Genomic DNA, 22,057 nt, shown 5'->3' with positions numbered 1-22,057 from the left:
AGGCGCCTTCGGACTTCCCAGCCACGTACAGCCCCATGACCTGCATGTTCAGCTCCGCCAGACCTCTAGACCCCTCGAATTATGTCGAACCCGGGGCAGGGTGGTTGATTCCACCCACCGGCCTACGACCAGCCCGCCCGGCCGTCAACCCGCGCCGCCGCCGGATCCAACGAACTACCGGTAATCCGAGCCGTGGCGGGTGATGGCCGTGTCGATCTCCTCCGTGGTCGGTGCGGTGGCTGGTCCTTGCCGGGTGACGGCGATGGCGGCGGCGACGTTCGCGCGGCGGGCTGCGTCGAGGAGGTCGGCTCCGCGTGCGAGGCAGGCCGCGAGGACGCCGGTGTGTGCGTCGCCGGCACCGTTGGTGTCGACCGGGGTGACGGCATGTGCGGGCACGTGCCGGACACCGGCGCGGTCGGCGACGTAGGTGCCGCCTCCGCCGTCGCGCACCAGCACCGCCGCCGGCAGCAGACCGGCGAGCGCCTCGGCGAGTTCGGCGGGTGCGGTGTGCTCGGGCACCGTACGGGTGAGCCGGCCGAGGGCGATGCCCGCCTCGCGGGCGTTGAGCGTCCAGATGGTGGCCCGGGCCGTGACGGCAGCCCAGGCCGCCTCGGGGATCTCGGTCAGCAGGGGCGCGGGGTCGAAGACGACGGCCGTCTGCGGGTCGATGGTGGCCAGCCAACCGGTCAGCGACGCGCCGTTGACCGGATGCCGCAGGGAGTACCCGGTGACGTAGACGACGTCGTCGGGCCGCACGGGGACGGCGTTCAGATGGCCGGGTGTCACCTGCCCCTCGGCGCCGAGTGCCGAGACGAAGGTGCGCTCGGCGCCGGCGTCGACGATCGCGACGCTGACGCCGGTGTCGAGGCCGGCGACCGGCGGGTTGGGCGCCGCGATGTGCTCGGCCCGGAGGGCCGCGCGCACCTTGTCGCCGAAGGGCCCGGTTCCGACGGTACCGAGGTAGACGACGTCGGCGTCGTCCCGTGCGGCGGCGGCCATGACGTTGAAGCCGCCGCCGGCGGTGAGCTCGAACCGGTGGGCGTAGACGTCGCCGCCGACGGGCGGCATCGCGGGCACGCGCATCACGAGGTCGACGATCGCCTGCCCGGTGTGCAGTACGCGGCCCATCAGCGCCGCCCCGTCCGCTGCGTGGTACGGGCCCCGCCGAGGGCGAGGTAGCCGAGGAACGCGACGGCGAACGTCACGAGCCAGCCGAGTCCGTTCTGCCCGATCCAGGTGCCGTGCCACGCGCCCGTGAACCAGGGCCCGTCGGCAGGGCCGGCCTGGGTGAACAGGTAGCCGACGAGGATCGCCACGGCCCAGCAGACGACGGCGCGCCATTCCACTCCGGCCCGGTACCAGTACCGGGACCGGGGAGTGAGGTCGAGGAGGTCGTCGTCACCGTAGTCGTGGCGGCGCAGCAGGTCGGCGACGAAGACACCGACCCACGCGGTGATCGGGACGGCGAGCAGCACGATGAACGAGATGAACGGGTCGTAGAAGTTGTCGGCGATGAGCAGGAAATAGATCGAGCCGAGCGTGGTGACGACGACGTCGACGACGACGGCGTACACCCGCCGGATCGGCACGCCGAGGGTCAGGGTGGTCAGACCGGCCGAGTACACGGACATGTGGTTCGACACGAGCAGCCCGCCGAAAGCGGTGACGAGGTAGATGACCGACATCCAGGCCGGCATGACATCGGTCAGTGCCGCGACGGGGCCGTTGGCTGCCGCGGCGAGCTTGGGGTCGCCGGACCCGAGCACGCCGCCGAGGGAGATGAGCAGGACGAGCGGGATGCCGGCGCCCGCCGCGGCGCTGGCGACCAGACGGGTGCCGCGCACCTGGTCGGACTGGTAGCGGGACATGTCGGCGCCGGCGTTGGCCCAGCCGATGCCGGTGCCGCCGGCGATGGTGCCGACAGCGGCGATGAGCGCGGCGGTCGAGCCTGCCTTCGTGGCGGTGACCGCGGTCCAGTCCACATGCGTGAGCAGGTACGCGGCGACCACGATGTTCAGTGCGCCGAAGATCCAGGTGGCCCACTTCTGGATGACCAGGAGCGTGGCGTGGCCGAGGCCGGAGACGGTGACGGTGCAGGCGACGAAGACCAGGATGCTCACCACCGCGATGACGGGCACGTCCTTCGGGTTGCTGCCGGTGTTGAAGAAGATCCCGCACAGCGCGGTGAGCGCGAACGCCGCCGTCGACGTGTTGACGGTCTCCCAGCCGAGCCGGGACAGCAGCGACACGAGCGTGGGGCCGATGTTCCCGCGTACCCCGAAGACGGCACGGGACAGCGTCAGGCTCGGGGCGTGGCCACGGCGGCCGGCGATCGAGATGACGCCGACGAGCGCGAACGAGCCGAACGACCCGATCGCGGCCGCGACGATCGCCTGCCAGAGGCTGAGGCCGCTCTGGATCAGCGCGATGCCGAGCGGCAGGCCCAGGATCGAGATGTTGGCCGCGAACCAGGCCCAGAACAACTGCAGCGGACGGCCGTTGCGCTCGGCAGGCGGAACCGGCTCGATGCCGCGCTGCTCGACGTGCCCGAGGCGCGGCCGCTCCCGGAGGGCGGACGCGGTGGGCGAGCCTGTCACCGGGCCCTGTGGCACGGCACTAGATTGGGTCACGACACTCTCCTTTGAGTTCGCGAGCGCGGCGTCGAGGCTGGAACCGGGCGCCGTCGCCCGTGTGGGGCGTTGTGTTCGGGTCCGCCGGGTCTTGCCCGGCCCGGCGGGACCTGGGCGGAGGTCAGCGAAGCCGTTCGTACCGAAGGCTGAGCAGGCCTTCGACGAGGGGCTCCGGCTTCAGGTCGTTGACGGTCAGGACCTGCCCGACGACGTCGCCGGGCCATGCGGCCATTCCGTGGTGCGCGCCGAGGACCGCGCCGGCGATCGCCGCGATCGTGTCGGTGTCGCCGCCGACCTCGGCCGCCAGGCACAGGGCGTGGAAGGGGTCGTCCGCGAAGCGCGTGGCCAGCGCGAACGCGGCGGGCACGGATTCCTGCGAGGCGACCGACGTGCCGACGATCCCGTAGAGGGCGTCGAGCACCTCGTTCTCGGGGAGGCCTGCGACCAGCTCGACCGCCCACCGGATGCGGGCGGACACGGAGCCGCCGGCGACCCAGTTGCCGACGCGCTCGAGAGGCGCGGCGGCGTCGGCCGCACAGCGGGCTCCGTCGAGTACCGACAGGGCAGGGTCGTCCAGGGCGCCGGAGACGGCGGCCGCGACCGCCGCGGCCGCGCTCAGCCCCAGGCCGGTGTTGTGCGTGAGCCGCGACGCCTCGACGACGGCCCCCGGCAGCGACCCGTTCGCGTTCGGGAAGGCGATGCCGACCGGGGTGATGCGCATCGCGGCCCCGTTCGTGGTGCCCCGCGCGCCGGGGTCGTCCTGGGGCCCGGCGCCGGCCTGGATGGCCGCGATCGCGGCCTTGGTCGAGGGACCGAGCAGGTCGAGCGACCCGCGGTCCGCCATGCCCTTCTCCCAGGCCGCCAGAGCGTCGGCGAATTCGGCCGGTGTGATATGACCGCGCCCGGCGATCAGCAGCCGGGCGACGAGGACCGCCTGCTCGGTGTCGTCCGTGACCGACCCGGCCCGCATGGACGGGGCGATGGGCTGGTTGGCCACGGCGTCGCGCAGCCCGGTGATGCGGCCGTAGACGGCGGCGATCCGTTCGCGGCTCATCGACTGCGTGGGCATCCCCAGCGCGTCGCCGATCGCCAGACCGACGAGCGCGCCGGTGGCCCGGTCGGTCACGGTCTCGAGGCTCGGCCTCGTCACAGTGTGCCTCCAAAATTGATGACGATACGGAAGTGGTCCGGATCCAGGAGCGCCGTCACATGCTCGACGAACCCGCCGTCCGCCCCGAACGACGTGCGGGCGGTGCCCAGGAACCCGCATCCCTCGGGGCGTTCCAGCACGCGGGCGTCGTCGGCCTCGAGCCGGACGAGCCGTACCTGCTGGCTCCCGTTGACGGCGCGTATCCCGGCCCGCTGCAGCGTCGCCCAGATCGATCCGTCGATCAGACCCGTGACGGGCAGATCGGCCAGAATCCCGGTGGCCGGCAGGAACGACGACTCGTAGGAGACGGCGGTGCCGTCCTGGAGCCTGCGAATCCTGCGGATCCGGACGGCGTGGACTCCGGCCAGGGCCGCATCCGTCAGCACCTCGGGAGGCAGGGCTGTCATCTCCCAGGGAACAGAAACGATGTCGAGGACCTCGGTGATGATGTCGTTCCCAGCACTGCGCAGGGCGCGCGCCCAGCCGAGCGACTGGTCCAGGGCCACCCCGTCGAAGGTCACGAACGAGCCGATGCCCGAGCGGGTCGCGATGAGGTTGCGTTCCTGGAGTTCATGCAGTGCCTGACGGATCGTCCCGCGCGAGACATCGAAGCGTCGAGCGAGCTCGTTCTCCCCGTCCAACTGGTCGCCCGGCTTGAGCTCACCACTGCGGATGGCCCGAGCGAGACTCTCGACGATGCGGGACCGCTTATGTGCTCCGATAGACATGTTCAGTACTTGTACACTCATTCTCCGGACGTGTCCAGAGGTTGGCTCTGTCTGCGGTTCGTGGGTTCTGGCGCAGATCCGGGGGAGCGGTCGCGGAGGGGCGCCGCGGTGTCCGCGAGGGCTCGGCGTCCGGGAGGGACCGCGTACGCCTCGGCGTTCGGCGGACGGGAGTGATACTCCGTCAGAGCTGCGACTGCCGCTGTCGCGATCGGCTGCGGCCGGTGACGGGACCGGTCATGCGGGCCGATGTGTCGTTCTGGGGCTCCCGGGTCCGACGGCGTCGACGACGCGCACACCGAGGCGGTGACCGCCGCCTTCGGCGCCGGTCGACGTGACGGCGAGCGGCCGGGTGGCCGCCATGGGCCGGGGCCGGGCCGGCTGGCTGCGTGGACAGCCGGAGGCCCCGGACTTCGTACGACGGGACTTCACTGCGGACGCTCCGGACCAGGTGTGGTGCGGCGACATGACCGAGATCACCACCGGTGAGGGCAAGCTCTGCCTATGGCCACCGTCATCGACCTGTTCTCGCGCCGGCTGTTCGGTCACGCGATGGGCGCACACCATGACGCCGAACTGGTCGTGGCGTCCTTGAACGTGGCTGCGGTCAGGATCTCCGGGGGGGTCAGGACGGTCTTGGCGGTCAGCCGGAGGTTTTTGATCATCGGATTCGGGTCGCCCTTGCGGCTGATCAGGACGACCTGGCTGGGGGGAGCGCCCTCGATCGGGACGGTGACGAGGTCGGGACGCAGTGAGCTTCGCCGATCGCCGACCGGTAGCACGGCGATCGCCTTGCCGCTCGCGACGAGTTCGAGTTTGTCCTCGTAATTCTCGATCGGCGGCACGTCGGCCCCGAGGACCCGGTAGGAAGTCCAGCCCGCGGTCTCGAACGCGCACGGTGCCGCTTCTTCGCCGGCCAGTTCTTCCGCGGTCACCGACGTGCGGTCGGCCATGGGATGGCTGTGCGGGACCACGAGCATTCGGGGTTCCTCGTAGAGCGGGGTGGTGGACACGCCGTCGGCGGCGAGCGGCAGCGGGGCCCGCGCGATCAGGGCGTCGACGCGTTCGTCGGACAGTGCCCCGACGTCGCGGCAGCTCAGATGCCGGGTGGTGATCTCGGCGTCCGGGTGACGGTGGCGCAGTTCCCGTACGGCGGCTGTGACCACCAGGTCTTCGACGTAGCCGATGGTGATGCGTTCGGTCTGGGCTTGTTCACGTACGGCCAGTTCGGCCTGGCGGGCGGCCTGCAGCAGGGCCTGGGCCAGGGGGAGGAACGTCTGGCCGGAGGGAGTGAGCCGGGTGCCCTGGGGGGTGCGGTCCAGCAGTCGTGTGCCGAGATGTTTCTCGAGCCGTTGGATCTGGCGGCTCAGCGCGGGCTGGGCCACGTGCAGGTCGGCGGCGGCCCAGCCGAAGTGCTGGTGCGCCGCAACGACGGTGAAGTAGCGCACCAGCCGCAGTTCCAGGTCCTCTCCGGGATCGTTCACCTGCCCAGCGTACGTGTCATGCCGTTCCGGAATGACCGGGTTGCCGAACCGGTCTTGGACGGCCGTGCCGGCCTGGGCCTTGACTGAAGGAGCAACGTTCCCCGGAGAAAGTGGCAGGCACGATGAAGGCGATCCAGTTCCATGAGGCGGGCGGGCCGGAGGTTCTGCGGTACGACGAGGTGCCGGTTCCCGAGATCGGCCCGGGCGAGGTGCTCGTCCGGGTGCACGCGGCGGGTGTCAACCCGCCGGACTGGTATCTGCGTGAGGGGATGAAGGTCATGCCCGCCGGGATGAGGCCGGCGCTGGAGTTCCCTCTGATCCCTGGAACGGACATGTCGGGTGTGGTGGAGGCGGTCGCTCCGGGCGTGCCGGGGTTCGCCGTCGGCGACGAGGTCTTCGGGATGCTGCGGTTCCCCGGATTCGACGGCCGGACGTACGCCGAGTACGTGGCCGCGCCGGTTTCGGACCTGGCGCACAAGCCGGCCGGTATCGACCACGTGCAGGCGGCCGGGGCGCCGATGGCCGTGCTGACGGCCTGGCAGTACCTGGTTGAGCTCGGGCACGACGTGCCGTCTCCTTTCACCGGCCAGGTGCACCGGCCGGTGCCGATCACGCCAGGGATGACCGTGCTGGTCAATGGGGCCGCCGGTGGAGTGGGCCACTTCGCGGTGCAACTGGCGAAAGGGAAGGGGGCACACGTCATCGCGGTGGCCTCGGGCCGGCACGAGCAGTTCCTGCGCAAGCTCGGCGCCGATGAGTGCATCGACTACACCACGACGCAGGCCGCGGACGTGGTCAGCGGCGTCGATCTGGTGATCGACACCGTCGGTGGCCCGGACAGCTCGCGCTTCCTGGCCCTGCTCAAGCGCGGCGGCACCATGCTTCCGGTGTTCTTCGCCCCGTACGACCCGGATGAGACGGCGCGTCTGGGTATCACGGTCTCGAACATCCAGGTGCGTTCCAACGGCCCCCAGCTCGCCGAGATCGGGCGCCTGTTCGACGAGGGCACGCTCCAGGTCGGAGTGGACAGCACCTACCCGCTGTCCGAAGCGAGCCGTGCACACACGCGAGCCGCGCAGGGCCACATCCAAGGCAAGATCGTACTGACAGTGGCCCCGTGATCGCCGAACTCCAGCAGGCGGTGGCGAACCACGCCCACACCCCGGACGGGCTGAATGTGCCCGAGCTGGAAACGGTGCCGGCCGAAGTGTCAAGCCCCGGGTTTTATGGAGAGTGCGGACTGTCCCGAGTCGGGTGGAGTCAGGCACGTCCGGTTCGGGTCGGCGGCTCGGGAAAACGGAACGACAGAAACGTCGTCACCGCGTCCCGAGCCGACCGCACAGGGACACACCCGATCGCGTCCGGTCGAGGTGCGGTGCGGCTTTCTGAAGCCTGGCTGGTTACCGGAACGGTGGTCGCCGTTTTCGGCCGGGACCTGGTTCTGTCCGAGTGATCAGGGACCGGACATCGACCGCAACGCGGCCCATGGTGTGGTTATCCCCACCGCCGAGGGGTGGTCCTCCGGATGGGCAATGACGTCGGGGTGCGGCGATCGTGTGTCCCAGAAGACGGCTTGGGCCAAAGGGGGAACGGTGGATCGTCCCGTGGAGCGCGTTCTGGCACGTCGCACGTTACTGGCCGGCACTGCGGCAGCCGGTGCGGGCACGGTGTGGGGAGGCATGGGGAAGGCCGTCGCGGGTGGGTGGAGAGGGCCGGTGGAGCAGGCAGCGGTGGCCGCCGAGGCGGCAGGTCTGCACCGCGCGCTGATTCAGATACGGCGGGACATCCATCGGCACCCTGAGGCTCCGGGGCAGGAACAGCGCACGGCCGCTGTGGTCGCCCGGGAACTGAGGGCGGCGGGGCTGGCCGTCGTCACAGGAGTGGGCGGCAACGGAGTCGTCGGGGTCCTGCACGGCTCGCGTTTAGGCCGGACCGTTGCCTACCGGGCGGACATGGACGCGGTTCCGCCTGCGAGCATCGTCGGGGGAGGCTCCGCTCCTGCCCATGTCTGTGGCCACGACGTCCACACCACGGTGGGTATCGGTGTCGCGCTGGTCCTTGCGCGGCTGCGGCAGCAAATGAGCGGAACGGTGGTCTTCCTTTTCCAGCCCGCAGAGGAGACGCTGTCCGGCGGCCGCGCACTGATCGACGCAGGTGTGCTGGAGAGCCTGCGTGTCGAGGAAATCCATGCGCTGCACTGCGGACCGTTCCCAGTCGGCCGGTTCGCCGTGACTCCGGGCTACGGGATGCCGGGCCAGGACAAGGCAGAGGTGACCCTTTCCGGGCCGGACGCGCTCGATGCTGCGCAGCGCCTGGCCGCCGATATCGGCGCGCTCGCAACCGTGCCGCTGCCACAGACAGCGGCAGATCTGGAGCGGATCATCGCCGAGGCCCAGACGCCCGACGGGCCGCTGGCCCGGTTCGTGGCCGTCCGGGCGACAGCGCAGGAGGCCAAGGTGAGCGTGTCCTATCGCTGCTGGCCGCAGGAGCGGTACCTGGAAGTGAGAGAAGACATCCGTCGAGCGGCCATGCCGTACGCGTCGGCCGGGGTGAGCTTCCCCGCCGAGCCGTTCCCGGCCATGATCTGCCCCGAACACGATGCCCGTCTGCTCGCCCGCCACCTGCGCCGCACCATCGGCCGGGACACGGTTGTCGAACTCTGTGCTGCTTTCCCGCCTTTCAGCGGTGAGGACTTTGCCCTCTTCCTGGAAAGGATTCCCGGTACGTACACCTTCCTCGGTGTCCATGCCCCGGGCACCCCCATCACAACGGGTTATCCGCATTACCCGGATTTCTCCCCGGACGAGCGCGCCATCGGTGTCGGCGTGCAGGCGATGGCGGGCTGGATCGCGGAGCGCACCCACAAGAGCGCAGAACCTGCCGGCACAACTCGAATCACGCCCGTCCCGAACTTGGCGGAAGACCGCAGGCCATAGCATCAGCAGCCCGGCGTTCGGCTGAGCCTCCGTCAAGTGCCGGAGGCTCAGCCGTCTGCGTGCGTCGGCTTTCTCGGCCAGCCGGGGGTGGTGGCTTTCCGCGCGAGGCGGTGGGTCATGAGGGTGATGGTGACGCAGGTGATGAGGGTTTCGGAGTGCTGGGCGAGGCGTTCGTAGTCCCTGGCGTGGCGGCGTGTGTGCATCATCCACGCGGGGCTGCGTTCCATGACCCGCCGCTTGGCCTGGGGGACGAACCCGGTCTGCGCGGGATTGTGCTCGACGATCTCCACCTCGATGCCCGCCTTCTGGCCGTGCGCGACGACGGCGTTCTTGAAGCCCTGGTCGACCAGGGTTTTCTCCACGGTGTCGGTGTCGGCGGCGACCTTGTCCAGCAGTGCGATCCCGACGGCGTTCTCGTGCGCCGACGTGGCCGCCACGACCACCGCGATCACCAGCCCCAGAACGTCAACGGCCAGGCCGCGCTTGCGGCCCGGTATTTTTTTGCTGTATTACGACCCCGTCGACACCGCGGGCACCCCAGCCGCCACGTGCACGCTCCGGGTGTCGAGCACCACCATGCTCGGGCCCGCCTTCCGGCGCGCCATTTCCCGCACCTGCCAGCGCAGCAGGTCGTGAATGCATCTGGTAGATGCCGTCGTCACGCCAGGTGCAGAAGTAGTGCTTCACCGCGCCGGGTGGCGGAAAGTCGTGTGGAAGCAGCTCCCACCGGCAACCGGTCCGGCCCTGGTAGAGCAGCGCATTGACGATCTCCCGCATCGCGTACCGGCCCTGACAGCCGCTGACCGAGGGATGCGCGGCCTTCCACGCGGTGATCACAGGCTCGACCGGCGCCCACCGCTCGTCGCTCACGTCGGTCTTGCAGGACTTGCGCTCGCTCACGGCGACCAGCCCAACATGCCCATGGCCGCCGGTCGGCCGGGATGCCGCACCGCCACACGTTCAGGCTCCGTTGTCGGATTCCGGCGATGCTGTCTCAGCGCGGGGAACAGGACACGTGGCCGTGTTGAGGGGCGCGGCGGTGGCGGAGGTCGCGGCGCGGACGAACGCGGCGACCTCGCGGGATGTGGATGCCCGAGGCCAGGCGATCACGAGGGTGGCAGGCTCGGCGTCCGTGACCGGGCGGCTGACCGTGCCCGGTGGCAGACGGTCACGGACTGATTCCGGGAGCACCGCGACCATGCGGCCGAGCAGGATGAGCTGGAGCAACTGGGCGGTTTCGGTGACGAGTTGGCCGGTCACGCCGGGGCGCGCCTCCGGCCAGCGGGGCTGGGTTTCGCCGCGGAGGTCGGCCATCGACACCGTGGTGCGGTCGGCCAGGGGGTGGCCGTCCGGGAGCACCACGACCTGGCCCTCGGCGTGCAGGTCGTCGCTGTCCAGGCCGCTCAGGTCGTTCTGCGGTCGGTGCAGCAGGGCGAGGTCGGCGCGGCCGTCGCGGACCATCGCGGCGCGTTCGCCTACGCTGAAGGCGAGCTCGACGGGGACGGCGCCGGGGGTGGCGGCATAGCGGTCCAGGATGGGCCGCAACAGGTCGGCGTCACCGCCGGGTTTGAGCGCCAGAACCAGGCGCGGGGTGACGGCGGCCGCCCTTCGTGTTCGGCGTACCGCCGCGGCCACCGCGCCCAGCACGCCGCGCCCCTCGGTCAGGAGCACCTCGCCGGCCGCCGTGAGGCGGACCTCGCGGCTGGTGCGTTCCAGCAGGGTCACCCCCATCCGGCGTTCGAGCAGGCGGATCGCCCTGGACAGCGGCGGTTGGGCGATACCGAGCCGGTGGGCGGCCCGCCCGAAGTGCAGTTCCTCGGCGACCGCGACGAAGTAGCGCAGTTCCCGGGTCTCGACGTCCATACCGTGAGGGTATCGATCGAGACCGGGCCGGTCCTGGTCCGTGGAGCCGGTGAGTGGTCGGCTGGACACATGAGTGATGATGCGACGATCGCGCTGGTTACCGGGGCGAACAAAGGGATCGGGCGGGCCGTGGCGAGCCGGTTCGCGGAACTCGGGATGACGGTGCTGGTCGGCGCCCGAGATCTGGAGAAGGGCGCCGAGGCGGCGGCCGCGATACGCGCGGCGGGCGGCGTCGCGTACCCGATCGGCCTCGATGTGACCGACCGGCGCGGCGTGACAGCGGCGGCCGAGGAGATCGGCGACCGGTTCGACCACCTGGACATTCTGGTCAACAACGCCGGTATCGCCGGCGAGCTCGGGGCGCAGTCGCCGGGCCCGGCGCGGCTCGACGGGATGCGGGCGGTGTTCGAGACGAACCTGTTCGGTGTCGTCACCGTGACCGAGGCGATGCTGCCGCTGCTGCGCCGTTCGCCCGCGGCGCGGATCGTGAACGTCTCCAGCGGCACCTCGTCGATGACCTGGACGACCGATGCCACCCACTACCTGAGCCGGATGCCGGGTTCGCTGGGTTATCCGGTGTCGAAAGCCGCGCTGAACATGCTCACGGTGCAATACGCAAAGGCGCTCTCACACGAGGGGATCCTCGTGAACGCGGTCGCGCCCGGCGCGTGCGACACGGATTTCGCCAAGGGCCTGCCGTTCCGTCTGACCCGGACCGCAGCCGACGGTGCCGCGGTTGTGGTGCGCCTGGCCACACTCGGGCGAGAGTGCCCGACGGGTGGCTTCTTCGACGACAACGGCAAGGTGCCCTGGTGAGTGGATCGGCGGGGTGACGAACCCACCAGGACGACATCGAGGTCTGTGTCGTCTGTCCATGGGCCGGTCGCGTCCACGTCCCGGCCGAACGCGGGGTTTGCCTTCTTGAGGCTGGAGACGGGAAAGCCGGCCACGGGGCCCGGACGGCCGGCGGCTTGAGATCGCGACCGTGCTCCGAGAGCGCGTGGAGCAAGCCCCGGCGGACCGTACGGGGGCCATCTGAGCCGGCGCCGGATCGGGCACCCCGGTGCGGCAGAGTGCGGCGCCGTCCGGGCAACTGCTCCGTGAACGCGGCAGCTTGCTCTACGCGCTCGTGGAAGGTCGTGCGGGTGCGTAGATTGTGCACGGCTCACACGCGGTCCGCGGGAACGTGGCAGCCGGCCTCCAGCTCGTATGACCGCGCGTCGATCGACGACGCCGGAACGAGCGCGGTCCGCCGACCAGTCCGTCTTCACCAGCCCAGGTCACAGCCCTGCTCGCGGCGCACACATGGGCGTGTGCGGCCACCGGTCGGTGCGGGACCGCCGGAGCATGACGGCAGGTCACCGGCCCTTGGCCGGGACTGCGCATCAATGTCAGTGCTGGGAGATACGTTCGAGGTCTTGGAACCGCTGTTGCACGACAGGAGTGGACGATGACCGAGAGCAGTGTGCTGCCCGCGCTCAGGGTGGTACTGACGGACGTCAACGAGCGTGTGGTGGAGGCGTGGCGCGCCGCGTTCGCCGACACCCCCGGCATCGAGATCCGCAAGGGCTCGATCCTCGACGAGGACGTCGACGCCTGGGTCACCCCCACGAACTCCCGGGGCAGGATGGACGGCGGAGTCGACGCCGTCATCAAGCGGTACCTGGGATCCGGCATCCAGGTACGCGTCCAGCGGGCCATCCGCGACCGGTTCGCCGGACCCATGCCGGTCGGCAGCGCGGTCTGCGTCCCGTCCGGCGCAACCGTCCCCCGGTACCTGATATCGACGCCGACGATGGTGCGGTCCTCACAGGACGTGAGTGCCACACTGAACGTGGCGCTGGCGTGCGCGGCCGCGTTCCAGGCCGTCCACCGGCAGAACCGCAAGAAGCCGGGCAGCATCCGGTCCGTGGCGCTGGTCGGAATGGGGGCGCGGACCGGCCAGGTGCCGGCCCGGGTGTGCGCCAATCTGATGTGGACCGGCTACACGCTCTTCCATGACCACTGGTTCGAGGACGACGACGAGCTGCGGTCCACGATCATCTCCCAGCTCCACGGAATCGAGAACGCCCCCGTCGACCAGCGGGTGCGCATCGTGCCGCCGACGGCCGTCACGCCCGTCGCCCCCGCGTCGGCGCCCGAAGCTGCCGCTCCCGCACCTTCTTCTCCTTCCGCCACGACGAGCGACAGCGCCTCCGCCACGACCGGACCGGCCACCGGCGTCGCGGCTTCGGGCCAGCCGCCGCAGCCCCAGCCCGATGCGAACGACCCCCTCGCCCTGACCGAGCTCTTCCACGGTGGTGGGGAGGCCTGGCTCCCGCTGCTGAGGCCGGTCATCGAGGCGCAGCCGGACGCCGCACGGTTCATCGGGAAGGGGCGCAGCCACGAGGTGGTCCCGGTCCGCGAGCTGACCTTCCAGGCGCTCAAGCCGAACCCGCCGCACAAGTGGAAGGTCGTGGTCTTCGGTCAGAACCCGTACCCGCGGCCGGAGAGCGCCACCGGCATAGCCATGTTCGACAACACCTTCAGCGACTGGAAGGACAGCCAGTTCGGCCGGGTCGTCAGCATCCGGTGCCTCATCAAGGCGGCGGCGATGTGGAAGTACGGCATCGTCAAGAAGACCCCGATCGCCGACGTGCGGGCGCTGCTGAAGGAGCGGGACACGGTCCAGCCGCCGGAGTGGTTCCAGGCGATGCTGACGCAGGGCGTGCTCCTGCTGAACGCGTCACTGACCGCGAGCGGCGACGGGGCGATGGGTGCCGACCAGCACACGACGTTCTGGCGGCCGGTCGCCGAGCGGATCGTCGAGGAGATCCTCAAGGCCAAGCAGGACGCGGCCGAGGAGGACCGCGGTGTCGTGTTCGCGTGGTGGGGGGCGCACGCCCGCAGCCTGAAGCGGGTCGTCCTGCGGCTCCAGCAGAAGTATCCGGATGTCGAGGTCCGGCACCTGGACCACGCGAACCCGGCGGCACAGGGCGACATCTTCTGCGAGGGCGACCACTTCGCCCAGGTCAACGACGCCCTGACCTCGCTGGGCGCCGACCCCGTCGACTGGCTGCCCAGCAAGGGATGGAACGCGCCTGCGGCCGGCGCGGGCGGTGCGGACGGGGGTGTCGCGGCGCGCATGGGCGCTTTCATCGAGTCGACCATGAACCTGCACCAGCTGTACCTGGAGCGCCTCACCGGCGTCAAGGACGAGGGCCTGGTCCTGCCCGCGGTCACCGGCGTCTTCGACACCCCGCTGATGGACTTCCAGGACGCCGTCGCCCCGGTCTCCACGGCGCTGTCCGGGCTCGCCGGGCACATCCGGCGCTCCCACGACTTCGGCAAGCGGCGTGCGGACCAGACGGCCGGCGGCCTGTCCGCCGCGGCGATCGCCGCGCTCCACCTCTACACCTGTGAGTCGGCCTTCTACCGCGAGATCAACAGCGTTCTGCGCTCCCCCGACCGCACTAGGGTCACACCGTACCTGCCCTACCTGCGGCTGCTGTTCTCGGCGGTCTCGGAACTGCCTGCCTACACGCAGCCGTTGTGGCGCGGGGTGTCGATGGACCTCCGGGCGCAGTACCCGGTGGGCCGAACGGTGACCTGGTGGGGCGTCTCCTCGTGCACCTCCGAGTTGAAGGTGGCCAAGGCGTTCCTGGGCAGTCGCGGCAAGCGAACCCTCTTCGAGGTGACGCCCGCCCGCGCGGTCGGGATCAAGAGCTTCTCCGCCTTCACCGGCGAGGAGGAATACATCCTCACGCCGGGTACCCAGCTCAAGGTGACGGAGGTGACGAGCGAGCCCCGCGGGCTGTGCACCGTCCGGCTGAGCGAGGTCACGGACGCCACTCCCATGGTGTCCTGAACCGCCCCTGTTCCACGGCGGCTACGGCCGTGGTTGCCGGACGTCCGCACCCGGCAACCACGTGGCAGAGGCCGGTACCGGTCCCGCGGCTGTCCCTGCTGCAAGCCCTCCGGGCGCGTTCTGCACGTACACCGTCGCCGCAGTTTCTACGGCAGTTCTGCTGCTCTGCCTACGGCTTTGGCATGCGGCCCCGGCCTTGACCGAACGGGGTTGCTTCTAGGGAGCGTATTCGGTTGTGATCAAGGGGCTGCTCGTGTGAGGTCCTTGATCCAGATCACGGAGGCCCGGAAGTGGAGTCCGGCGAGGTAGCTCCCCGGGGTCTTGTCGTAGCGGGTGGCGATGCCTCGCCATGCCTTCATCCTGTTGATCGCCCGCTCGACGGTGTTCCGCTCCTTGTAGAGCCCGGTGTCGTGACCGACGGGCCTACCGCCTCTGCTGCCCTTCTTCTTCCGGTTGGCGGCCTGGTCCTTCTTCTCCGGGATGACCGCCTTGATACGGCGTTTGCGCAGGTGGGCGCGGTTGCCGCGAGACGCGTATGACGCTTATCCGCGTGGGATGTCTTGTCCCCGGCGACTGCGTCCGGCCGGGTGCGGGGGCGGCCGACGGGCCCGCGTACCCGCACCTTCTTCAGGACGGGGATGAACTGTGGGCTGTCCGCTGCCTGGCCCGCGGTCAGGATGAACGCCAGCGGGCGGCACCTGCGGTCGGCGGCGAGGTGGACCTTGCTGCTCTGCCCGCCCCTGGAGCGTCCGAGGAGGGCGGCCTTCAGCCGGAGTTTGTGCCGCCGCCGGACGCGTCGTCGTTCTTCCCGCGCGGGATCGCTTTCGGTGTCCTGCCCTCTTTGTCCTTCAAGGCTGCCCCCTTTGACCTGGCCTTCTCCTCCTCGGCAGCGGCTTTCTCCAGGGCGGTGACGACGTCCTCGTCCAGGTGCATCCCGGCCGCGTCGTGGTGGGCACGGGCGGTGGTCGAGTCGATGCCGACCAGGGACAGGTCCACCTCACCCCGCTTCGCGGCTTCCGCGATCAGGCCCTCCAGCAGGGCCTCGAAGACCCCTGCGGTCGCGCGGAGCAGCGCAGACGCTTGCTGCCGGCCCGGCTGGTGGTGTACTTCGTGCTCGCCCTCGCCTTGTTCTCGCCGGCGCCGTATCTGGAGGTGATGCGGCACCTGGTCGAGGGCCTGCGCGGTCAGGGGCTGCTGGGCGAGTGGCACATTCCTGCGGAGTCGTCCCTGTTCCGGGCCCGCCAGCGGCTGGGTGCGGAGCCGCTGCGGGTGCTGTTCGCCACGGCCGCGAAGCCGATGGGCACCCAGGCCACCCCGGGTTGTTTCTGGCGAGGGCTGCGGCTTTTGGCGGTGGACGGCACCTGCTGGGACGTCGCCGGCAGTGCGGCCGACGAGGCCGCCTTCGGTGGCCCCGGAAACAGCCGCGGGACCGACAAGTCCTCCTTTCCCAGGTGTGGATGGCCTGCCTGATCGAGGTGGGCACCCACCTCGTGCTGGATGCCGAGCTGGCGGGCTGCCGCACCGGGGAAGTCACCCTGGTCAGCCGCCTGCCCCGCTCGTGCGGGCCCGGTGAACTGGTCCTGGCGGACCGGGAGTTTTTGGGCGTGCCGTTGTGGCGGGCCTTCACCGCCGGCGGCGCCGATCTGCTGTGGCGGGTACCGGCCGACCGGATCCTGCCCGTCGAACGGCAGTTGCGGGACGGATCCTGGCTCTTCCGCATCCACGCCTCCACCGATCCCGCACGCCGTGATCCCGTCACGGTGCGGGTAGTGGCCTATCAGCTGCACGGCACCGGCGGCACGGGCGAGGACCACCGTCTGGTGACCACGCTGCTCGATGCCCGCCGTTATCCCGCCCGTCGGCTGGCCGCGCTCCACCAGGAACGCTGGGAGGCGGAGACCGTCTTCGCCGAGCTCAAGACCCACCAGCGCGGAGCCCGCACCGTGCTCAGCAGCAAAACCCCCGACGGTGTCCTGCAGCAGATCTGGGCGCACCTGCTGGTCCACCACGCGCTGCGGGAGCTGATGGTCAGAACCGCCGCCACCCGCAACCTGGACCCCGACCGGGTCTCCTTGACCGAAACCCTGCGCTCCGCCCGGCGCAGCGTGACCCTCACCCCGGGCAGCTTTTCCCCCTGAGGTGCTGGTCAGAGCCCTCGTCTGGCTCCAGCACGACCTTCTGGAGCGTCTCTTGCCGCCCAGACGGCTGCGCAGCCAGCCCCGCGTCGTCAAACGCAAGATGTTCCAACTACCGGCTCAAACGGGCCGAACACCACGTCTGGCCCCAGCCCACCCACACCGGCACCCGAGCCATCCGCATCCAACGACCCCAACCCGCAGACCCGTAAAGCAACAGTATTGGGCCTAGGGCGTGTCGGATGCTCCCTGGTGCCGTCGCAGGTGGCGGCACGGGGCACCCCGGCGCCGACTGCCCTGCGGTCAGCCGTCGGGGTGGGTCGCCAGGAGGGCGCGCAGGGCCGCCGCGCCCCAGGCCCGGCTGCTGACCGGACTGTACCTGCCTACTACAGGGACCGTGTACCCACCATCGTGGGGCGGGCGGTGGGGTTGGTCAAGATGAGGCCGCGCTTCTTCGCGAAGCGAGACAGCGAGCGCAGTGCGGCGATTGCGCTGCGTCGCTGCCATCCGTGCAGAGGTGACAGCGCGGCCGTGACGTCGGCGACGGTGATCTCCCGCAGATGACCACGGGGCGTCGCCAAGTTCTCCAGCAGGGGGCGGACGCAACCGAAGCAGACGTAGAGACAGGTGTGGGATCGGGGCCTGGCACGGCTGCCGCCGTCGAGCAGGACCAGCAGCCAGGCTCGGACGTCGCCGGCGAAACCGGCGGGCAGCTCGGCGGTGCGGTCGTCGTTCCAGGAGCGGATCGCCAAGGCGCCCTCGTCTTCGAGCAGTTCCAGCTCCCGAGAACGTGGAGGTCCAGGCCCTGTCGGGCCGGGTCGACTCGGAGGACCGCATCACGGACGTGACGACGGTGGCGCTGAAACCCACGTCCGGCCCCGACCCGGAGGGCAGTCGGCTCTACGAGGGCCCCTCTCCCTGGACCGCACCGCCCCTTCGGCTGCACGGTCCGCATCCTCCCCCCACCACGGCCTCCTCGCCTCGGCGCAAAGATGGGCGTGGTGGCGGTGCCGTCGGAGGAGCTGGTGGAGGCGGCAAGGGCGCTGACGCGGCAGGCCGCCTGCGCGACCGGCCTTCGTGTCGCGGAGTCGCAGTCGCTGAGTCGCTGTGCCGCTCAGACCGCGGCGAGGACGGTCAGCAGCAGCTGAGCCACCAATATCTTCATGAGCATGGCGGCCGGGTAGACCGTCGTGTAGCCCAGCTCGGGCAGGGAGTTGCCCGCCTGCTCCCGGGCGAAGACCAGCGTCGCCGGCTGGGTTGACAGTCCGGCGAACACCCCGGTGGTGACGCCCATCGGCAGCCTCATCACCTTGTGGCCCACGATGATCACGCCGAACGCCGTGATCAGGCACAGCACCAGGGCTGTGCCGAGGATCAGCCAGCCGCCGCCGGTGGCGATCGTCGAGGCGAACGAGTGGCCAGCCCGGGTGCCGATGCCCGCCAGGAAGAGAACCAGACCGATCTCGCGCAGCGTGGAGTTCACCGGCCTGGGCAGCTGCCACACCAGTGGTCCGGTGCGCCGGCGTGCGCCCAGCAGCAGCCCGACCACCAGGGGACCGCCCGCCAGGCCGATGGTGAAGTGACCGCCGCTCGGCAGTGGGACGGTCAGCGCCCCGAGCAGCAGCCCGAACCCCAGGCCGAGCGCCAGTGACGCGATGTTGATCTCACCCATCTCGCGGTAGGAGTCGCCGAAGTACCGGCTGATCTCCTTCATGTGTTCGGGCGGAGCGAGCACTCGGATGCGGTCGCCCAGTTCCAGGACGGTGTGGCCCTCGGCCAGCATGTCGGTGTCCTCACGGCGCACCCGGGTGATCACCGCGCCGAACCGCTCGGTCAGGTCGAGTTCGTCGATGCGCTGCCCGACCAGCTTCGGATCGGACATGAAGATCCGGCGGACGTCCAGGTGGGAGCGGTCCGCGTCGAGAGGCCGCGTGCTGACCTCGCCGACCAGACGCGTGGCGTCGGCCACCCCCTTCGCCGTCCCCACGATCGTCACCAGGTCGCCGGGTTCCAGCCGCCGGCCGGGCTCGGCCACCGCGACCTGCTCGTTGTGGCGCACCCGCCCGATGATGGCCTGGCTGCCGGACGCCTGGATCACGTCGGTCACGCTCAGGGGCCGCTGCACGTGCGCCGTGGCGTTGAGGATCTGCTCGTCGGCGGGGCCGGCGAAGGTCGCGTCGGCCACGTAGTCGATGTGCCACCAGCGTTGCAGCACATTGATGGCGATCATGCCGGAGATCACGCTCACCGGGTAGGCGAGCGAGTACGCGACGACCGGGAGGTCGGCTTCCTGACCGTTGAACTTCTCCACCAGGGCGGCGAGTGCCGGGGTGTTGGTGAGTACGCCGGTGAAGAACCCGGCGCCCTTCGGCCCGCCGAGGTCCAGCATCCAGGCGACGCCGACCGTCGCCACGGCCACCACCACGATGGTGCCCACGGCCAGCAGGTTCCACCGCAGGCCGACGCGGCGCATCGAGGACATGAACACCGGTCCGGTGGACAGCCCGATGGTGTAGACGAACAGGGCCAGGCCCAGTAGATAGACGATCTCCGGGAGGCTCAGCCGGGCGTCCAGCGCCCCGGCGGCGATACCGGCGAACAGCACGCCGGCCACGCCGAGCCTGAATCCCGCAATTCTGATCCGGCCGAACAGGTAGCCGCCTGCGATCACCGCAAACAGCACCAGCAGCGGATTCTCCGCCAGGGTGTCGAGCACCATTGTTCTCACCCGGTCTTCTCTGCCCGGGTCCTCTGTGCCCGGTCTTCTGCGCCTGGGTCTTCTTTGCCCGGTCTTCTTTACTTGGCTGATGAAGTGTCAGCGTCCGGCCGGTCAGGCGCCGGCACTCTGCCGGTCAAGCGCCGGCCTGCTTCTCGTCGGCCGAGGCGGCCAGGTTCTCGCGCAGCCGCCGCAGATGCTCGTCCAGCTGCGGCGGGAGCCGGTCGAAGCCCGCGAAGTACTCGGCGATGGAGTCCGCCTCACGCAGCCACTGCTCGACATCGACCTTCAGCAGCTCGGCCAGGTCCTCGTCGGACATCGACAGGCCGGTCAGGTCGAGGGCGTCCGGGGCAGGCAGCAGCCCGATCGGGGCGTCGACCGCGCCGGTGGGCTTCGGTGCGTCGGCGGTACGGCCGAACACCCACGCCAGCACGCGGCTGTTGTCGCCGAATCCTGGCCACAGCCAGCGCCCGTCGGCGGACTTGCGGAACCAGTTGACGTAGAACACCTTCGGCAGCTTCGCCCCGGGCCGCTCGCCCATGCGCAGCCAGTGGGTCCAGTAGTCGGCCATGTTGTAGCCGCAGAACGGCAGCAGGGCGAACGGGTCCCGGCGCAGCCGACCGACCGCGCCGGTGGCGGCGGCGGTGGTCTCGGACGACACGGTCGATCCCATGAAGACGCCGTGCGTCCAGTCCCTCGCTTCGGTGACCAGCGGCAGCACAGAGCCCCGCCGGCCGCCGAACAGGATCGCGTCGACCTTCACCCCCTGGGGGTCCTGCCAGTTGTCCGCGATGGACGGGCACTGGGCGGCCGGCACGGTGAAGCGGGCGTTGGGGTGGGACGAGAGGGTGCCGTTGCCCGGCGTCCAGTCGTTTCCGCGCCAGTCGATCGCGTGTGCGGGCGGCTCCTTGCTCAGGCCCTCCCACCACACGTCACCGTCGTCGGTGAGCGCGACATTGGTGAAGATGCAGTTGCCGGAGAGGCTGGCCAACGCGTTGGGGTTGGTGTCCGGGCCGGTGCCCGGGGCCACCCCGAAGAACCCGTTCTCGGGGTTGATGGCGCGCAGGTCGCCGTTGTCGTCGAAGCGCATCCACGCGATGTCGTCGCCGAGCGTCTCGACCTTCCACCCGGGCACCGTCGGCACCAGCATGGCCAGGTTCGTCTTGCCGCAGGCGGACGGGAACGCGGCTGTGACGTGGCGCACCTCACCGGACGGGTCGGTCACCTTGGAGATGAGCATGTGCTCGGCGAACCAGCCCTCCTCCCGTGCCATCGTGGAGGCGATGCGCAGTGCGAAGCACTTCTTCCCCAGCAGCGCGTTGCCGCCGTACCCGGAGCCGAAGGAGATGATCTCGCGGGTCTCGGGGAAGTGGGTGATGTACTTGGTCTCGCTGCACGGCCACGCCACGTCCTCGGCACCCGGTGCCAGCGGGGCACCCACGCTGTGCAGGGCCTTGACGAAGCCGCCGCTCTCCTCGATGAGGTCCAGCGCCTGCTTGCCCATCCGGGTCATGATCCGCATCGAGACCACGACGTATGCCGAGTCGGTGATCTGCACGCCCAGCCGCGAGATCGGCGAGCCCAGCGGGCCCATGCAGAACGGGACGACGTACATCGCCCGGCCCTGCATCGCACCGGCGAAGTGCTCGCGCAGGGTCTGGCGCATCTCGTCCGGATCGGCCCAGTTGTTGGTCGGTCCGGCGTCCTCCGGCCGGGCGGAGCAGATGTAGGTCCGGTCCTCCACGCGGGCGACGTCGGACGGGTCCGAGCGGGCAAGGAAACTGTTCGGACGCAGCTCGGGACTGAGCCGTATGAACGTCCCCGCGTCCACCAGTTCGCTGGTGAGCCGGTCCCATTCGTCCTGTGATCCATCACACCAGACGATGTCATCGGGATTGGTCAGGGCGGCCACTTCGGCCACCCAGCCGGCAAGACCGAAATGAGTGGTGTGCTGAGGGTCGTCCATCGGCCTTCACCCTTCGCCTCATCGTTGAGTCGGTGCGGACGGACACGGCAGGATTGATTCCACCAACGAGGGCGCTGCAGATATGAGGGCCGAAAGAACCACCTGCCCCGGCCGGCGGCCCCATTCCCCGGCGCAAAGAACGTACCCCATCGGCCCCGTGGGCAGGCCGGTCGGCCTATCGGTGCAGTGTCGGTCAGCAGGTGCCGATTACAACTTGCCCTTGAAGCTCATCCGGGGTTCCCCGTCCATGACGGCCGGGTCTGCATCACCGTACAGCCGCCCGCGAACAGAAGGGCGGCTGACCTCTCTTGACCAAATCGCCTTGATCGCGCCCTGACCTGCTATCAGTGCTCGCTGCTTTCACGGTCAGCTGCGCCAGACGCGGCGCGCTGACCGGAGGGGAGCAGCAGGCCGTGCGGATGGCCCCGCGGCTGACGCCGTGGTCGCGGGCGAGGGCGGCGATGGAGCGGCCTTCCAGGTACGCCGTGCGGACGGTGTCGGACTTGTCGGCCGGGACTGCAGGTCGCCGGTGCGCGGGTGGCGGGCGGTGAGGTCCATCGCGGAGAACGCGCCGTCGTGGATGCGCAGCGCCACCTGGTCGTGGT

19 protein-coding genes and 3 pseudogenes are annotated in these 22,057 nt (G+C 70.1%); 8 read left to right on the top strand and 14 right to left on the bottom strand.

All coding sequences use genetic code 11. The features are described 5' to 3' along the window. Window positions 1–174 precede the first annotated feature (174 nt). The 5 genes from ABZ862_RS36230 to ABZ862_RS36210 all read right to left on the bottom strand — a co-directional run bounded on the left by ABZ862_RS36230 (window position 175) and on the right by ABZ862_RS36210 (window position 5,989). On the bottom strand, window positions 175–1,128 hold the full coding sequence (locus tag ABZ862_RS36230) for a PfkB family carbohydrate kinase (protein WP_360968127.1): 954 nt from the start codon (window positions 1,126–1,128) through the stop codon (window positions 175–177). Then, complete coding sequence (locus ABZ862_RS36225) at window positions 1,128–2,630, bottom strand: cytosine permease (RefSeq protein ID WP_360968124.1); 1,503 nt, start codon at window positions 2,628–2,630, stop codon at window positions 1,128–1,130. The genes ABZ862_RS36230 and ABZ862_RS36225 overlap by 1 nt, the downstream gene beginning before the upstream one ends. 121 nt (window positions 2,631–2,751) lie before the next feature. Then, window positions 2,752–3,780 carry an ADP-ribosylglycohydrolase family protein gene (locus ABZ862_RS36220; RefSeq protein WP_360968121.1) on the bottom strand — a complete coding sequence of 343 codons (1,029 nt, stop codon included), beginning with the start codon at window positions 3,778–3,780 and terminating at the stop codon, window positions 2,752–2,754. After that, window positions 3,777–4,508 carry a GntR family transcriptional regulator gene (locus ABZ862_RS36215; RefSeq protein WP_360968118.1) on the bottom strand — a complete coding sequence of 244 codons (732 nt, stop codon included), beginning with the start codon at window positions 4,506–4,508 and terminating at the stop codon, window positions 3,777–3,779. The genes ABZ862_RS36220 and ABZ862_RS36215 overlap by 4 nt, the downstream gene beginning before the upstream one ends. A 542-nt stretch (window positions 4,509–5,050) precedes the next feature. Further along, a complete protein-coding gene (locus ABZ862_RS36210; protein ID WP_360968115.1) occupies window positions 5,051–5,989 on the bottom strand; it encodes a LysR family transcriptional regulator in 939 nt (312 codons plus the stop codon). A gap of 122 nt (window positions 5,990–6,111) precedes the next feature. On the opposite strand from ABZ862_RS36210, the gene ABZ862_RS36205 reads away from it, so the two are divergent. From ABZ862_RS36205 to ABZ862_RS36195, 3 genes are all read left to right on the top strand, one after another. Further along, window positions 6,112–7,110 carry an NADP-dependent oxidoreductase gene (locus tag ABZ862_RS36205; protein WP_360968112.1) on the top strand — a complete coding sequence of 333 codons (999 nt, stop codon included), beginning with the start codon at window positions 6,112–6,114 and terminating at the stop codon, window positions 7,108–7,110. Next, window positions 7,107–7,442, top strand: a complete 336-nt coding sequence (locus ABZ862_RS36200) for a hypothetical protein (RefSeq protein WP_360968109.1) — start codon at window positions 7,107–7,109, stop codon at window positions 7,440–7,442. Before ABZ862_RS36205 ends, ABZ862_RS36200 begins: the two co-directional genes overlap by 4 nt. A 151-nt stretch (window positions 7,443–7,593) precedes the next feature. Next, a complete protein-coding gene (locus ABZ862_RS36195; protein WP_360968106.1) occupies window positions 7,594–8,925 on the top strand; it encodes an amidohydrolase in 1,332 nt (443 codons plus the stop codon). A gap of 47 nt (window positions 8,926–8,972) precedes the next feature. Here ABZ862_RS36195 and ABZ862_RS36190 read toward each other — a convergent pair whose 3' ends face one another. Genes ABZ862_RS36190 through ABZ862_RS36180 form a run of 3 tightly spaced genes read right to left on the bottom strand, consistent with a single transcriptional unit; the run spans window position 8,973 to window position 10,788 of the window. Then, window positions 8,973–9,377 carry a hypothetical protein gene (locus ABZ862_RS36190; protein ID WP_360968103.1) on the bottom strand — a complete coding sequence of 135 codons (405 nt, stop codon included), beginning with the start codon at window positions 9,375–9,377 and terminating at the stop codon, window positions 8,973–8,975. 13 nt (window positions 9,378–9,390) lie between these two features. Then, window positions 9,391–9,825 carry a transposase gene (locus ABZ862_RS36185; protein ID WP_360968100.1) on the bottom strand — a complete coding sequence of 145 codons (435 nt, stop codon included), beginning with the start codon at window positions 9,823–9,825 and terminating at the stop codon, window positions 9,391–9,393. Between the two features lie 60 nt (window positions 9,826–9,885). After that, window positions 9,886–10,788 carry a LysR family transcriptional regulator gene (locus ABZ862_RS36180; protein WP_360968097.1) on the bottom strand — a complete coding sequence of 301 codons (903 nt, stop codon included), beginning with the start codon at window positions 10,786–10,788 and terminating at the stop codon, window positions 9,886–9,888. Window positions 10,789–10,857: 69 nt separating this feature from the next. Here ABZ862_RS36180 and ABZ862_RS36175 point away from each other — a divergent pair, with 69 nt between their 5' ends. Together ABZ862_RS36175 and ABZ862_RS36170 are read left to right on the top strand one after the other, a co-directional pair. Beyond that, window positions 10,858–11,604: an SDR family NAD(P)-dependent oxidoreductase gene (locus ABZ862_RS36175; protein WP_360968094.1), complete on the top strand. Its 747-nt coding sequence runs from the start codon at window positions 10,858–10,860 to the stop codon at window positions 11,602–11,604. Between the two features lie 634 nt (window positions 11,605–12,238). Then, complete coding sequence (locus tag ABZ862_RS36170; protein WP_360968091.1) at window positions 12,239–14,635, top strand: ADP-ribosyltransferase domain-containing protein; 2,397 nt, start codon at window positions 12,239–12,241, stop codon at window positions 14,633–14,635. Window positions 14,636–14,874: 239 nt separating this feature from the next. On the opposite strand, the pseudogene ABZ862_RS36165 reads toward ABZ862_RS36170, so the two are convergent. Together ABZ862_RS36165 and ABZ862_RS36160 are read right to left on the bottom strand one after the other, a co-directional pair. After that, window positions 14,875–15,389 (bottom strand): annotated as a pseudogene (locus ABZ862_RS36165) (IS5 family transposase); the annotation flags it as partial. An 11-nt stretch (window positions 15,390–15,400) separates the two neighbouring features. Continuing rightward, window positions 15,401–15,631, bottom strand: a complete 231-nt coding sequence (locus ABZ862_RS36160; protein ID WP_360968088.1) for a hypothetical protein — start codon at window positions 15,629–15,631, stop codon at window positions 15,401–15,403. An 84-nt stretch (window positions 15,632–15,715) separates the two neighbouring features. On the opposite strand from ABZ862_RS36160, the gene ABZ862_RS36155 reads away from it, so the two are divergent. Both ABZ862_RS36155 and ABZ862_RS36150 read left to right on the top strand, forming a co-directional pair. Next, window positions 15,716–16,105: a transposase domain-containing protein gene (locus ABZ862_RS36155; RefSeq protein WP_360968085.1), complete on the top strand. Its 390-nt coding sequence runs from the start codon at window positions 15,716–15,718 to the stop codon at window positions 16,103–16,105. Continuing rightward, the gene (locus ABZ862_RS36150; protein WP_360968082.1) at window positions 16,093–16,773 is read left to right on the top strand and encodes an IS4 family transposase; all 681 of its coding nucleotides are present in this window, start codon (window positions 16,093–16,095) and stop codon (window positions 16,771–16,773) included. Before ABZ862_RS36155 ends, ABZ862_RS36150 begins: the two co-directional genes overlap by 13 nt. Before the next feature lie 383 nt (window positions 16,774–17,156). Here the strand turns inward: ABZ862_RS36150 and ABZ862_RS36145 are convergent, their stop codons facing one another. Then, entirely contained in the window at window positions 17,157–17,522 is a 366-nt protein-coding gene (locus ABZ862_RS36145) for a hypothetical protein (protein ID WP_360968079.1), read from the bottom strand. A gap of 26 nt (window positions 17,523–17,548) precedes the next feature. Between ABZ862_RS36145 and ABZ862_RS36140 the strand changes: the two are divergent. Further along, window positions 17,549–17,822, top strand: a pseudogene (locus ABZ862_RS36140) (DUF3417 domain-containing protein); the annotation flags it as partial. A 62-nt stretch (window positions 17,823–17,884) separates the two neighbouring features. Here ABZ862_RS36140 and ABZ862_RS36135 read toward each other — a convergent pair. The 3 genes and pseudogenes from ABZ862_RS36135 to ABZ862_RS36125 form a co-directional block, all read right to left on the bottom strand. After that, the gene (locus tag ABZ862_RS36135; RefSeq protein ID WP_360968133.1) at window positions 17,885–19,489 is read right to left on the bottom strand and encodes a TrkA C-terminal domain-containing protein; all 1,605 of its coding nucleotides are present in this window, start codon (window positions 19,487–19,489) and stop codon (window positions 17,885–17,887) included. A gap of 133 nt (window positions 19,490–19,622) precedes the next feature. Beyond that, on the bottom strand, window positions 19,623–21,452 hold the full coding sequence (locus tag ABZ862_RS36130; RefSeq protein WP_360968076.1) for a phosphoenolpyruvate carboxykinase (GTP): 1,830 nt from the start codon (window positions 21,450–21,452) through the stop codon (window positions 19,623–19,625). A gap of 366 nt (window positions 21,453–21,818) precedes the next feature. Then, window positions 21,819–22,057 (bottom strand): annotated as a pseudogene (locus tag ABZ862_RS36125) (hypothetical protein); the annotation flags it as partial.

This window comes from Streptomyces sp. NPDC047000 (genome assembly GCF_040644295.1).
Taxonomy (GTDB): domain Bacteria; phylum Actinomycetota; class Actinomycetes; order Streptomycetales; family Streptomycetaceae; genus Streptomyces.
Note: the sequence above shows the minus strand (reverse complement) of the source record. Positions and strands in the feature narration are given on the sequence as shown.